Raw genomic sequence first — 14004 nt, 5'->3', positions numbered from 1 at the left:
CCTCAAGTTCTGTGTCAAGATTAACCTCAGACCGATCTTTAAGTGGTGTTTCAGGCAAGTGGCACTCATCACCAGCATAGGCTGTCCTATGGACAATTCGGTTTTGGTGGTCAATCATGTATTTTCCCATATTGTTATATCAATTCCCATCTATAAGAAGATTACTTTTAGTGTAACACATGGGTACTTATATTGATACAGCATAAATTATTTATTATACCCTATTTTGTTAAGAAATATTACTATTAATGCGTTATTTTCTAAAAAAATTCACAAACTTGAAACCTTAAGGGGTGTTTTACGTAATAAAAGTAAAACAAATGAGGAGGAATATCATGAGTGGAATCGGATTATTTTTTCTAATCGTAATGATTGGCATTATTTCCCTCGCCTTTTACTCTGATCATAACCGTAAAAAAAGAAGAGTAAGGTCAGTTGCAAAGCCTTCTTTCGAGTCCCGCTCAGCTGCAAGTATGTTTGTTATCACATCGATTGAAGATCGAGTAGACATTACTCCAGAAGAACGAAGTGAACTAGAACAACTTGACGTAGAAGGTATCCTTGCATTTGCACTTGCGAGAGAGTGGATATCTAGTGATGATGAATCGTCGATTAAAGACCAACTTCACTCACCAAAAAACGAGTCATCATTTGATTCAAGTTATGTTGAAACGGACCATACGTATGGTGGCTCAGGAGGGTACGATAGCGGCGGTGGATTCGACGGAGGCGGGGGAGGTGAATAACTTAATGAATGAGAATGTGTTTATCCAGTCTGGTTCGTTATCAATCAGGAGCCTTGCGCCTGGTGATGAAAACCTCTTATTAAAATGGCTAACCAATGAGCAAGTTTTGAAATATTACGAAGGAAGAGATCGTCATTATACGATAGATAAAATCAAGAATGATTATTTTGATCAAGAGGACGTTGTTGGTTGTATCGTGTCCTACGGTGGGGATCCAATCGGTTATATCCAGTTCTACCGTTCCTCATCTATCTCTTGGGTAACCCTTCCAGATGGGACATACGGTATGGACCAGTTTATCGGTGAGCCTTCATATTGGAATAAGGGCATCGGTACTGAACTTGTTAAAATGGTTGTTGAGTTTCTTATTAAAGAAAAAGAAGCAGCGTTGATCGTTATGGATCCGCAGGTGTGGAACGATCGAGCCATTGCTTGTTATGAAAAAGTTGGGTTTGAAAAGAAATGTATTCTAAAACAACACGAGTGGCATGAAGGCGCGATGAGAGATTGTCAGCTAATGATGTATGAACCTTATCTCCACCTGAATTCTATAAAAGATCAAGATAGATCATACATAAACAATATGTTCAAAAAGAGCTGGGGAAGTGACGTGATGGTGGTTTCTTCAGGTGTTTATCATAGCGATGAGTTAGACGGCTTTTATATGAAGCATAAGGATAAGGTCGAAGGATTAATCACATACGTTTTCCGTGGTGAAACGTGTGAAATTATTTCGCTCGATAGCTTTAATGAGGGGACTGGCATAGGGAGTAAGCTATTACTTGAAGTCGAGCTAGCAGCTTATCGAAGAGGTATCCATCAGATAAAACTTCTAACTACCAATGACAATGTGGACGCATTACGCTTTTATCAAAAAAGAGGCTATCGAATAACGAGCGTATTCAGTGGTGCAGTTGATGAGGCGCGAAAGGTGAAAAAGGAAATTCCGATAATTGGGTATTACAACATTCCAATCTATGATGAACTGCTCTTAATGAAGAATTTAACATAAAATAAGAGCCCGGTGAGTGATCACCGGGCTCTTATGAATTTACAATTTATGCTTTTGTTACGTTAGCAGCTTGAGGTCCGCGGTTACCTTCAACGATTTCGAAGCTAACTTCTTGGCCTTCGTCTAGAGTTTTGAAACCTTCGCCGTTGATTGCAGAGAAGTGTACGAATACGTCGTCTGCTCCTTCAACTTCGATGAAACCGAAACCTTTTTCAGCGTTGAACCATTTTACTTTACCGTTTTGCATAAAAAATTGCCTCCTAATGTACCACATCGTACATAATTTAAAATTCACCATTTCACTTAGTAATACGTTTACATTAAAAAACTGTAACTTCAGTAGCGAGGATTTAACTTTGTTACCCCCTCGAGAAGTTACAGCTAATTTAAATCCTAAATATATTAAAAGTAAAAATGGTTTAATTACATAATAGCACTCACATATTCGGAATGCAAACCTTTATTGGAATTCTTTTGGGATTTTAACAGTGAATCTTATTCGTCGTTTTTGAATCGGTATGATTGAGCCGACTAGTGCGATTAGAGAAGCGCCGATTAAGATCCCGGATACGCCTTCTACAGCAAACAGCAAGAGTGATAAAAAGACGATTAGATCAAATATTGAATCTAATATAGATAATAATGAAATCGTGGTAGCGCGCACATGCGAAGGAATCACTTCGTTACTAAGCTGAGAATAGATCGGATAACGAATTGCACCGATCCACCTTAAGAAAAGGATGACACCAAGAATCAACCAAAGCGTATCTTGAAACAGTGCTGCTACAAGAAGCCCACCTGCACTCAGAAAGCCTGAAGCATACATCAAGGTTATTCTTGAAACCCTTTTTGTGAAGAATGTAATACTTCTTGACGAAAAGAATGCGAGAAGTGCTCCAATTGCATAAACAGGGCCGATTAAAAATACAGGTAACCCCGCATCGGTCATCAAGGGTTGATCAAACTTCTCGAACACCGCCACTGTTGGGATGAAAACGAGTGTAAGGTTCAAAAACATCATTAAGAGCTGTGGGGCTCGTTTGATCACACGTAATCCTTCGACAACTTTATTCATCTTCGGGTCAGATACAGTCATCTCAACGGCCGGTTCATGAATAAAGAATAGTAGAATGAATTCAATCAGATAGACGCCAAGGCTTAATAGTATTAATAGCTGGAATTGCTGCTGATCTAAATCTTTTGCAAGAAAAGCCCCTGTCAATACCGCAAGAATCATCGAGATAAAACCTGCGGATTGAATTCTTCCCATCGCTTGATCCATCGTGTTCTGCTTTTTATCGATTTTTAAGGATTCGTAGATTAATGCTTCATCCGCTCCTGAGAAAAAGGTGACAGAAATTCCATTTAAAAAACTAAATAGCATAAACAACCACAGATCGTTTGAAAGCAATAGCACGATGATGCTCAGTAGTTTAATTAAGGAGCCGATCAAGAATGAGAGTTTCGGACCAAACCGGTCAGCAAAGACCCCAGCAGGTATTTCTCCAATTAATACGGCACCGCTCCAGCACATCAATATGATTAAAATCGTTGCTTCCGTTAAGCCATTACTTAAATAAAACAGTGTTAAAACAGGCTGCAAGAAGCTTATTGATCCAAAGAAATTCACCCAAAATAAAACAGAAATGTTCCGTTCAGATATCGAGTACATTGTCCTCCAACTTTCCTAATGTGTTCCGACAGATCGAAAGCAGGAGGGTTTATGATTAGTTCGTTTCACCTCTCCTGCTTGTAAAAGTTGAATGTAGAATTTTTGACATATGATTTCCTCCTCAATTGGTATGAGAAAATTATAGCAAATTTTTCAAATAAGATATATTGCACATTCAAGTGTTTCGTTCTTAATCAAAAGAAGGAAAGTGTATTACTAAGTTAACGAAAAGGAGAGATATTGATGAACCAAGCAGAAGAACGACTCGAATCATATCGAACAGGGATTGAGCAGCTTACCGAATCATTACCTGAAGCTATAAAACAGTACAATAGGTTTACCGGAGAATGTTTTGAAGAAGGCGACATCCAAAAGAGTACGAAGCATTTAATGGCTTTAGCGATCAGCACGAAGGATGGGGATAAAGAGAGTATGACCTATCATATGGATCAATGTGTTGAACTTGGATGTAGTGACAAAGAAATCTATGAAACGATGATGGTATCTGCAGCATACGGTGGTGGATCAGCCATGAGTCAAGGAGTAACGAAAGGTCTCGAGATCCTTAAAGAGATTAGACAAAGATAATAAAAACTGTGTTACCATGAATTGGATAATGGGAGGGATTAGATGGAAACGTCTCTTATTACCACATCACATGGTATCAAGGAGTATTACTATAGGAGAGGAACTGGAAAGACGATCGTTTTGTTAACCGGAATGGGCGGATCACTTTATGAGTGGAACGAGCTGATGGATGCTGACTTTTCATTTTTAGCTTATAACCGAGCTGGATATGGAAGGTCAGAGCCTGTATTGAATCACACGTTAGCAACCCCTCACGAGGAGCTTTGTTCTTTATTAGAAGCGCTCTCTATCGACGAAGCAGTTATTCTTGCTGGTTTTTCGTACGGTGGATTGATCGCTCAAGGATTTGCGATGCATTATCCAGAGAAAGTAGCAGGTGTGTTATTGATCGATTCAACATCAATTAACATGCACCGCTTAGATGAAGTGAGCTCTAGTGATGAAACCAATACTGATGAGTATTGGATCAAAATGTGCTCGAGGTTGTCTTCATTAACCCCTAAAGAGCTAGAGCTCGAACAACCACCTGAACTTCATCCAAAACAAAAAGAATGGAACAACACTATTCAACAGGCATTATATGATCACGATCTCACCCCAAGTTTATATCAAACAGTTGGGAGAGAACTCTCACTTTGGAAGGAATATGCTACATCGCTACATAATCGATCGTTTCCACAAGTTCCACTCGTAATCATAGCGAGAGATAAAAAATATAGTATCCGTGAGCAAATACATGCTGGAAGTGTAAAAGGTGAAGCGGAAGAGATGGAAACGGTTTGGAATGAGTTAATTCAAGAGCAAAGGCTCTTAGCTTCTAATAGTACTTACCGTGTTGCAAAAGGATCAGGCCATCATGTTCCTCTGAATCGCCCTGACCTTATTCTACACTCTCTTAAGGAATTACTTAATCGTTGAGCGTTTTAATAGGGCTTGATTGAGGAAAACTTTATAATAGTGGTAACTAAGAAAAAGGGGTGTATGAAATGGCGATTGAAAACCCATCTCCAGAAGAGATTAAGAAAATCTTAAAGGACAATAAACGGATTGCCGTTGTAGGACTTTCGAATAACCCTTCTCGTACGTCGTATATGGTATCACAGGCGATGCAAGATGCCGGTTATGAAATCATACCCGTTAATCCGACGATCGACGAGACGCTTGGCAAGAAAGCAGTTGACTCATTAAAAGATATCGAAGGACACGTTGATATCGTAAACGTATTTAGACGGAGTGAGTTTCTACCTGACATTATGAAAGATGCTGTGGACATTGGTGCTGATGTGTTTTGGTCACAGCTTGGAGTCGCCAATGAGGAAGCCTATCGATATGGCAAAGAGCACAACATGACGATGGTTATGGATCGCTGCATCAAAGTTGAGCATGCGATGACGAAATAAGTAAAGACGTCCAACAGTGGACGTCTTTATTTGTTTAGAAGATAAATGAGCGTGATATCTGCCGTAATTGCAATTTGGCCAGGTTGGATAGGGGTTGCAGATGAGTAAGCGATATTTCTAGGAGTAATCGTCTCTGGAACGCCTGCTTCAATCACTTTGTGTGGTGATGAGGGGAGTGAAAGTCCAAGCGCTTCTGAGATGTTTTCTGCTTTTGCTTTTGCCTGGCGTATGGCGAGTCTTTGAGCTTTTTCGTAATACGGCTCTTTATTACGCACATCGAACGTAATGCTAGAGATGGTCGTGGCACCAGCCGACACTGCTGTATCGACCACTCTCCCGGTTAATGCAACGTCATCGATCACCACTTTTAATAAATGTGTGACCTTGTAACCGAGGAAAATCTTTTTATTATCCTCATACTTATATTCTTCTTCTATTTTGTAGACAGCCGTTCCGATGTTATGTGGCGGTATTCCCATTCCTCTTAACGAAGCAACGATATTAGTTGTTGTAGAGGCATTTTCTTGTTGTGCTTCGGTGATTGAAGCAGACAGCGTTTCGACCCCAAGAACAGCGATTCCACGGTCTGGTGTGACGTCGATCGTGCCCGTCCCCATCACCGTTATCGTATGATCGCATTGGCACTCTTCATGGCCTTTTCTTTCTTCCGTCATAGTAGCACCTCTTTCTGGTTATTACTCAGCAGGACAATTCCGATTACTTTTGTTAAACTTAAATTGTCAAACAAGGAGGAATGTACATGTCAAAACAAGAAACGCTCCAAAAATATGCAGAGCTTGCGCTAAAACGAGGAGTTAACCTACAAGAAAATCAAATGTTAGTTGTGAATGCGCCAGTTGAAAGCGCTGACTTCGCAAGGATGGTAGCAAAGAACGCTTATGAAATCGGAGCGAAAACCGTACATATTAATTGGACAGATGATACTCTTGATCGTTTATGGTATGAAAATGCAGCCCAGGATGTGCTAGAAAACGTCCCTGAATGGCGTGTGAAGATGTTCGAACATTTTGCTGAAGAGAGCGCTGCACTACTCTCGATTCGTTCTACAAACCCGGATCTACTTAAAGGAATCGACTCATCCCGCATCTCAGCTTCTAACAAAGCAGCTGGAGAAGCGATGAAGAACTTCCGTAAATATACGATGAACGACAAGATCACATGGTCAATCGTCGCTGTTCCCAATGAACAATGGGCGAAAAAAGTGTTTCCTGAGTCAGGCGGTGAGGAAGCGGTTGAAAAGCTATGGGAGCAAATCTTTAAGATTACTCGTGTAGATAAGGATAATCCGATCGAAGCGTGGAATGACCATAACGCTACCCTTGCTAAAGCAAGAGATGTATTAAACGATCGCCAGTTTAAAAAGCTCATATACAAAGCACCGGGTACAGATCTTGAGATCGAATTGCCAAAAGGACACATCTGGAAAGGCGGTTCATCTCTTTCTGAGAAAGGGATCGAATTCAATGCGAATATGCCTACGGAAGAAGTGTTCACACTTCCAGACAAATATGGCGTGAACGGTACGGTTTCGAGTACAAAACCTCTTAGTTACGGTGGTAACTTAATCAATAACTTCTCTCTCACGTTTAAGGATGGTGAAGTGGTTGATTATTCAGCAGAAGAAGGAATCGAGACGCTTAAGAGCTTGTTGAACATGGATGAGGGTGCGAGAAGACTAGGGGAGATTGCAATCGTTCCACACGAATCGCCTATTTCTCAATCAGGTCTCATTTTCTTTAACACCCTGTACGATGAGAATGCTTCTTGTCACCTCGCGCTTGGTAAAGCATACCCAAGCAGCATTAAAGGCGGAGCAGATATGGATGATGAAGCACTAGATCAGAATGGCGTGAACAATAGTATCACGCACGTTGATTTTATGATGGGATCTGGTGAACTTGATATCGATGGCGTTCTAGAAGATGGGACGACAGAAGCCATTTTCCGAAATGGAAACTGGGCGATCGATGTAAACTAATATTTAGAGCTCTGGCTAATAGCCAGAGCTCTTTTTGTTTTGCAGCACCTGTTATAATGAAAGGTAGTAAATACACAGATCAGGTGATGATATGCACGAATCAATAAAGGTTTCCGTTCGACCGCTCGTTGAATATGCATTTCGAAGTGGAAGCATAGACGCACGCTTTCGAACGGCTACTACGATGCATGAAGGGACAAAGCTACATCAATACGTTCAAAAACAGTATGTTGAACAGGATCAAAAAGAAGTTCCATTTGAAATGGAGTTTGAATACGACGACCTCTTTTTTTATATTGAAGGCCGATGTGATGGTCTATTAAAGAGAAATGATTCGTACGTTGTCGATGAAATCAAATCAACTTCACTTCCACTTGAGGAAATAAACGAAAACTCTTATCCCGTTCATTGGGCTCAAGCCAAGTGCTATGCCTACATGGCGATGATGAAGTATGACCAGGCTACTATTTCCGTTCAGTTGACATACATCCAATCGGAAACGAAGGAAGTCCGAACGTTTACCAATTCATACTCACTTGAAGACCTTTCGCACTTTATAAGTGAAGTCATACAGCGCTATACGCCTTTCGCAAGATGGAAAGTTGACCATCATTATCGGTTAAAAGACAGTAGTCGTGCATTGGCGTTTCCGTTTGAAACCTATCGAGAAGGACAACGAAAGTTTGCTGCATCTGTTTATAAAACCGTCCAAGAAGGTGCGACACTCTTTGCTTCCGCTCCTACAGGAATCGGAAAAACGATGAGCACGCTTTTTCCGACGATAAAAGCAATCGGTGAAGGACATGGACAGAAGATCTTCTACTTAACCGCTAAGACAATCACGCGCGAAACTGCACAAGAAGCGTTTAAAATGATGGAAGATAAAGGTCTGAGTGCTACATCCGTTACCATTACCGCGAAGGATAAAGTTTGTTTTAAAGAGAAAACGATTTGCCAAAAGGATTATTGTGAATATGCAGATGGGTATTATGATCGTATTAATGAGGGGCTATTAGACCTCTTGAGGAACGAAACGAGAATTACGAGAGAGGTTCTTGAAGACTATGCACATAAGCATCGACTCTGTCCTTTTGAACTTTCCCTAGATGCCGCCTACGTTGCAGATGCCGTGATATGTGATTATAACTACATATTCGATCCGCGCGTATCGTTGAAACGGTTGATTGAAGAGCAAAAGAAACAAACAACGGTGCTGATCGATGAAGCGCATAACCTTGTTGATCGAGCAAGGGGGATGTTCTCTGCAGAATTGCATAAATCTGCGTTCTTACAACTAAAACGATCCTATCGATCGACTAATCAAGAAATTTCGAATGCCGCTTCCTCTATCAACAAATTATTTATCGATTATAAAAAATCCGCTCAGAGCGGTTATGTTGTTCAAACTGATGTCGATGAAGAATTACTCGTTCACCTCGATACGTTTGTTTCAGTGTGCGAGAAGGAGTTGTTACTTCAGGGGAATGATGAAGAACTGTTAGATGTGTATTTTACATGTCAAAATTTCATACGGATTGCGAAACTATACGACCATCATTTTTTCACTCTCGTTCAAGCGGGGAAATCTGAAGCTAGCATGAAATTATTCTGTTTTGACCCTTCAAATCAACTTTCTAGAATGCGAAACGGTTTCAGGTCGACCGTCTTCTTTTCAGCTACCTTCTCACCACTGTCCTACTATCAAAACATGCTTGGTTGGGAGGATGATGACTATCAAGTAACGATCCCTTCTCCCTTTCCGGAAGAGAATATGAGTGTTTATATCGCACCGTTGTCTACGAAATACCGAGAACGCGAGGAAACTTTGGAGCCACTCATCGATCTACTTGAAAATGTTGTGACAAAAAGAAAAGGCAACTACTTGTTTTTCTTTTCTTCCTACGGGTATATGGAACGCGTTTATGAAGCGTATACAGATAGAGAAATTGACACCGACACGATTCTTCAGCATCAAAACATGACTGAAGAAGAGCGGGAACAGTATTTAGAAACATTCACATCTGGACGTTCAAAAAGCCTCGCTGGTTTTGCTGTACTCGGGGGGATCTTTTCTGAAGGAATCGACCTTAAAGGAGATCGACTGACTGGCGTAGTCGTTGTAGGAGTTGGATTACCAAACTTTGATACTGAGCGCAAATTGATGAAAGAACGGTTTGACCTTGACGGGAAGAATGGATTTGAATACACGTACGTGTATCCTGGAATGAATCGGGTTCAGCAAGCAGGCGGACGATTGATTCGTTCTGAAACGGATAAAGGAATTCTAGTGCTGATCGACAGCCGTTACGTAGAAAAGAGATATCAACAGTTATTACCTTTTGAATGGAGAAACTTTGATCTGCTTACTCCTGAAAAAAAGATACAGTGAACAAAACCCGCTACGATGCGGGTTTTGTTGTGTCTCTCCTTCTCCTTCATAATATCCTCCATTCTAAGTTTAACTCCTAACGGAACAGGTAATAGATTAAGATGAATGAAACTTGAAGGAGACCCACACACAATGAACTTATTCCTTGTCTTTGTCTTATTTATCATTGCAGCAATCGCGACATACTTTGTGGCGACTCGGCTCGCTATGTACGGCGATGCCCTTAGTGAGAAAACAAAAACCTCATCAGCGTTTATGGGGATCATCATAGGTGCTGCTATATCTTTACCAGAACTGACTTCAAGTGTGACGGCTATTGCGATCGATAGCCCTGACCTTGCTATCGGAAATCTGTTAGGAAGCAATTTATTTAACCTTTTAGCGCTTGCAGTACTTGATATTGTGTACCGGAAAGAGCAGATCATGGGTAAAACGGATATTGGTAGTAAACTCTATATCTACTTAGTGATCGTGATGACATTGATTGTAGTAGCTGGTCTATCTCTTACGCTACCTGCATCAGTGTTCCATATTGGATATAGCTCTGTCATCCTTGTTTTCGTGTATCTTGTAGGAATCAAGTTGATCAACAAAAAAACGGAAGAAAAAGTGAAGCGAAAGAGCAGGAAAAATGAACAGTACAATGATTTTACGTACAAAAAGGTCCTGACGAGATTTATCCTTTCAGCAGTAGGGATCATGATCGTGGGAACAGTCCTGACGTTAACGGCTGATCGAATTGCAACCGAAACGGGTCTTGGGGCTTCGTTTGTCGGCTCATTCTTAGTAGGTGCTAGCACGTCGCTTCCTGATGCTGTGAGTGTTGCGACCGCGCTGAAATTGAGAAACTATAACATGGGAGTAAGCTCATTACTAGGAAGCAACGCGTTCAATATCATGCTGCTTTCTTTTACGGATGTGTTGTATCTCGAGACGAATATTTTTAGACACGCTAGTATGTCGAACATTATTACGACTGTCTCGTCAGTCGTTGTCATCCTTGTGATTTTATATAGCATTACGAGAAGGAATCACAGAACGACGTTTTACTACGTGCTCCCACCACTCACCATCGTCATCATCTACTTCATCGCTACGTTTACAGTCTACCAAATGAGATAAATGATAGAGGCGGAATGCCTCTATCATTTTTTTTTTCGATTCGAAAATTTGGGCATGGCAGGAATGAGAGCGTTTTACAAGAATGTAATAAATTTTCAAACACGTTTACGCGTGTGTAGACGGTGGAATCCCCCGGTTAGAATACATCTTGGAGGTTACACACATGTCAAAAGGAAATAGCATTCACGCTCTCATCATCCTATTATTTACACAGTTTATTTCAGGAGGAGTAACGAATACAAAAGGAATTGTTCTGAACCAGGTAGAAACCGACATAGGGCTCGATATGAGTCAATTTGGACTGGTGGTCTTTATCTTCCAGCTAGGTTTTACCTTTGCGAGTTTACTCTTTGGTTATTTAACGGATAAAAAAGGACTTCGCATAATGGTGATCTTTGCAACAGCTTTAATGGGGCTTGGATTCCTTGGTACGGGGTTCGCACCAAACATCACGTTCTTTCTAGGATTCTATATGCTGATCGGCTTTGGGCTTGGAGCTCTAGGTGTTGCATCGAATGCGATCGTTCCTGCTGCATACCCGAATAAACAAAATCAGATGTTTAACCTTGCTATGGGGATCTATGGACTCGGAATGGTCTTATTCCCTCAAGTCTTAAATTTCTTATTCCAGTTTGGGTCATGGCGATACTTTTATGTAGGAATCGCCGCTCTTAACGTAATCGTGATCTTCTATGTCACATCCGTTGCGTTTCCAGAAGGGAAGCCACAAAAAGTTAACTTAAAAGCATTTATCCCAATGATAAAAGACGCTCAGATGGTCTTTCTCATGTTCTTTCTTATCTTTGAAGTCTCTGCAGAGGTTTCGTTTACGAATTTCTTTCCAACGTATTTGAAGTCGTTAGATCTCGGTGGTCTCTCGCAAGAAGCGAAGTCTGATATGGTCGCAACGATTCTATCGCTCTTCTCAGTGTTCTTTATGATTGGAAGACTAGGGGTCGCGTATCTCGCGAACAAAATAAATGAAAGATTGATCATGATCACATTTTCACTCGGTTCAGTGCTGATCGTTGGCATTAGCTTTCTGTTCGCAAACCAAATGCCTTATCTATTTGCAGGGGCAGGTTTGTTTTTCTCAGCGCTATTTCCAACCGCAACAGCATTCGGAACGAGCATTTCGAAAAACCCAGGCTCTGCGCTTGGCCTAATCTATGTAGCAGCTGGAATCGGTGGAGGACTTGCAGGGTATTTGATCGGAATTGTGTCAGAGATATTCGGCAACAAAGGAGGATTTAGCTTAATCATCGTGTTCCTAGGACTTATGTTTGTTTCTTCTTTACTACTGAACACGAAAAAATCGAGCCAGACACAGAGTGGGTAAGCATGAAAGGATATCCGAAATCACACCTATCTACTGGTGTGATTTTTTTGCTTCTAATGACCGCATACTAGTTCTTGAGAAGGTTTTCTACCTATCAGTTGAACGATCGTGTAGATTGAGAGATATGGAACGTTCTTCGTATATTGGCTTCTAATTCGATAAAATAATAAAATAACGTTGACCTTGTGGTGTACCCCACAGTTTATGATATAGGTGGGAGTGAGAGAATGTACAAGATTAGTGATTTTTCCGAGATGACGGGATTAAGTAAAGAAACATTACGGTACTACGCAGAAGTAAAGTTACTCGAACCCGCTTATATTGATCCAGTTAACAAGTATCGGTACTACGATGACGGTAGCTACTTCTTAGCAATCCTCCTAGTGAAGTTAAGAAGGCTAGGTTTTTCGATACAAGAAATGATCGGTGTGATGGAGGACGAGTCTTTTGCTAACTTAGAACAATTATTAATTCAAAAAAGAAACAAGATTACTATGCAGATAGAAGATCTTTATCTTCAGCTTGAGGAGATTGATGAGTTTCTTGCATCTGGAAAGGAGAACGATGAATGATTCAATGGAAAGAAGAAATGATTATTGAGAAGAACATAGAGAACGTATGGAGATTGTTTTTAGATGAAAACATCAAGCGGATCATGCCGAAAGTAGAGGAACATATTTTGATCGAAAAGAAGGAGGATGAGGCAGGGGCAAAGCATAAGCAAACGTATCGTGAAGGAAAGCGGCTTGAAACCTACATTGTCGAAACACTAGCATATGAAGACCTACCGGACAAAAAACACAAAGAACAAAGTTTCGTTTTGGGGAAAGCGTTTGAGATCACACTTTCGTTTACGTTACTTAAACTTGATGAGACTACCACTAAATTTATATATGAAGGTCAAAACAAAGGTGTTAACTTTGTTGGAAGGGCTATGTTGAAGTTAGGTAGTGAGAAAAGTAACAATAAAGTGGTACACGAGTTTATGGAAAGAGTTAAGGCCGAAGCGTTAAAAGGGTAATACAGCATGAAAAAGAGAGCTTATCAGCGGGATAAGCTCTCTTTTTCATTATACTATGCCACTCTACGCTCAGAACGCTGAGAAGATTTATTCACTGCTTTGTAGATGCGTGGCGCCATAACAGCTGCGACGATCGACATAATGATATCTTTTGGAAGCGGAGCGAGCATCCACATCCAAGCCATGCCATACGTGAACCCTTCCGGCGCCATCGCCCAGAATTTATAAGCAAAATACATATAGTTTGTTCCTAGAACGTAGTTAAGAATAAATGCTGTGAAACTAGCGATCATAAATGTTCGTAAAGTAGGCTTTGCTTTTGATTCAATGATCTTTCCTGCGATATAAGCGACTAAAATATACGATAAGATAAATCCAAATGTCGGTTTGAACAGAATACCAGGACCTCCTGTAAACTGAGCGAAGACCGGTGCACCTACGAAACCAACTAACGCGTAGACAGTCATTGAAATTGCGCCTAGTCGGCTACCTAGTAATAGCCCTGCTAATATAGCAAAGAATGTTTGTAGCGTAATCGGCACGCCACCTACGACTAAAAATTGTGCGATATTTGCTCCGACTGCCATCAAGGCAGCAAACATTCCAGCGAATACTAAATCAATCGTTCTCATTTTTTTCATAGTTAGCCCTCTCTTTCGGTTTCTATAAAGAATCGTAAAAGATTTCCGTCATAGTGTCAACTTAATTTTTGTGTA

15 protein-coding genes are annotated in these 14004 nt (G+C 40.7%); 11 read left to right on the top strand and 4 right to left on the bottom strand.

Annotation, left to right across the window (positions count from 1 at the left end; all coding sequences use genetic code 11):
* The first annotated feature begins 335 nt into the window (after positions 1–335).
* Both ACXAHI_RS03480 and ACXAHI_RS03475 read left to right on the top strand, forming a co-directional pair.
* Complete coding sequence (locus ACXAHI_RS03480) at positions 336–746, top strand: hypothetical protein (protein ID WP_474845980.1); 411 nt, start codon at positions 336–338, stop codon at positions 744–746.
* Positions 739–1758, top strand: a complete 1020-nt coding sequence (locus ACXAHI_RS03475; RefSeq protein WP_474845978.1) for a GNAT family N-acetyltransferase — start codon at positions 739–741, stop codon at positions 1756–1758. Before ACXAHI_RS03480 ends, ACXAHI_RS03475 begins: the two co-directional genes overlap by 8 nt.
* 46 nt (positions 1759–1804) lie before the next feature.
* On the opposite strand, the gene cspD is transcribed toward ACXAHI_RS03475, so the two are convergent.
* Both cspD and ACXAHI_RS03465 read right to left on the bottom strand, forming a co-directional pair.
* On the bottom strand, positions 1805–2005 hold the full coding sequence (gene cspD / locus ACXAHI_RS03470; protein ID WP_270182243.1) for a cold-shock protein CspD: 201 nt from the start codon (positions 2003–2005) through the stop codon (positions 1805–1807).
* Positions 2006–2218: 213 nt separating this feature from the next.
* Complete coding sequence (locus ACXAHI_RS03465) at positions 2219–3430, bottom strand: MFS transporter (protein WP_474845976.1); 1212 nt, start codon at positions 3428–3430, stop codon at positions 2219–2221.
* Positions 3431–3673: 243 nt separating this feature from the next.
* Here ACXAHI_RS03465 and ACXAHI_RS03460 point away from each other — a divergent pair, with 243 nt between their 5' ends.
* From ACXAHI_RS03460 to ACXAHI_RS03450, 3 genes are all read left to right on the top strand, one after another.
* Positions 3674–4018, top strand: coding sequence for a carboxymuconolactone decarboxylase family protein (locus ACXAHI_RS03460; RefSeq protein ID WP_474845974.1), 345 nt, complete (start codon positions 3674–3676; stop codon positions 4016–4018).
* Positions 4019–4060: 42 nt separating this feature from the next.
* Positions 4061–4936 carry an alpha/beta fold hydrolase gene (locus ACXAHI_RS03455; RefSeq protein WP_474845972.1) on the top strand — a complete coding sequence of 292 codons (876 nt, stop codon included), beginning with the start codon at positions 4061–4063 and terminating at the stop codon, positions 4934–4936.
* Positions 4937–5004: 68 nt separating this feature from the next.
* A complete protein-coding gene (locus ACXAHI_RS03450) occupies positions 5005–5418 on the top strand; it encodes a CoA-binding protein (RefSeq protein WP_474845970.1) in 414 nt (137 codons plus the stop codon).
* A 26-nt stretch (positions 5419–5444) separates the two neighbouring features.
* Here ACXAHI_RS03450 and ACXAHI_RS03445 read toward each other — a convergent pair whose 3' ends face one another.
* On the bottom strand, positions 5445–6092 hold the full coding sequence (locus ACXAHI_RS03445; RefSeq protein ID WP_270182238.1) for an SIMPL domain-containing protein: 648 nt from the start codon (positions 6090–6092) through the stop codon (positions 5445–5447).
* 86 nt (positions 6093–6178) lie between these two features.
* Here ACXAHI_RS03445 and ACXAHI_RS03440 point away from each other — a divergent pair, with 86 nt between their 5' ends.
* From ACXAHI_RS03440 to ACXAHI_RS03415, 6 genes are all read left to right on the top strand, one after another.
* Entirely contained in the window at positions 6179–7417 is a 1239-nt protein-coding gene (locus tag ACXAHI_RS03440; protein WP_474845968.1) for an aminopeptidase, read from the top strand.
* Between the two features lie 91 nt (positions 7418–7508).
* Positions 7509–9806, top strand: a complete 2298-nt coding sequence (locus ACXAHI_RS03435) for an ATP-dependent DNA helicase (protein WP_474845966.1) — start codon at positions 7509–7511, stop codon at positions 9804–9806.
* 132 nt (positions 9807–9938) lie between these two features.
* Positions 9939–10928, top strand: a complete 990-nt coding sequence (locus ACXAHI_RS03430; protein WP_270182235.1) for a sodium:calcium antiporter — start codon at positions 9939–9941, stop codon at positions 10926–10928.
* A 163-nt stretch (positions 10929–11091) separates the two neighbouring features.
* On the top strand, positions 11092–12267 hold the full coding sequence (locus ACXAHI_RS03425; protein WP_270182234.1) for an MFS transporter: 1176 nt from the start codon (positions 11092–11094) through the stop codon (positions 12265–12267).
* A 227-nt stretch (positions 12268–12494) separates the two neighbouring features.
* Positions 12495–12839 (top strand): MerR family transcriptional regulator, encoded by a 345-nt coding sequence (locus ACXAHI_RS03420; RefSeq protein ID WP_474845964.1) that lies wholly within the window; start codon positions 12495–12497, stop codon positions 12837–12839.
* Entirely contained in the window at positions 12836–13288 is a 453-nt protein-coding gene (locus ACXAHI_RS03415; protein ID WP_474845962.1) for an SRPBCC family protein, read from the top strand. The genes ACXAHI_RS03420 and ACXAHI_RS03415 overlap by 4 nt, the downstream gene beginning before the upstream one ends.
* 53 nt (positions 13289–13341) lie before the next feature.
* On the opposite strand, the gene ACXAHI_RS03410 is transcribed toward ACXAHI_RS03415, so the two are convergent.
* Positions 13342–13920, bottom strand: a complete 579-nt coding sequence (locus ACXAHI_RS03410) for a biotin transporter BioY (protein WP_474834539.1) — start codon at positions 13918–13920, stop codon at positions 13342–13344.
* Positions 13921–14004 lie beyond the last annotated feature (84 nt).

It is taken from the genome of Anaerobacillus sp. ABD4_527 (assembly GCF_056160805.1).
This window is presented reverse-complemented; position numbering and strand designations above follow the sequence as displayed.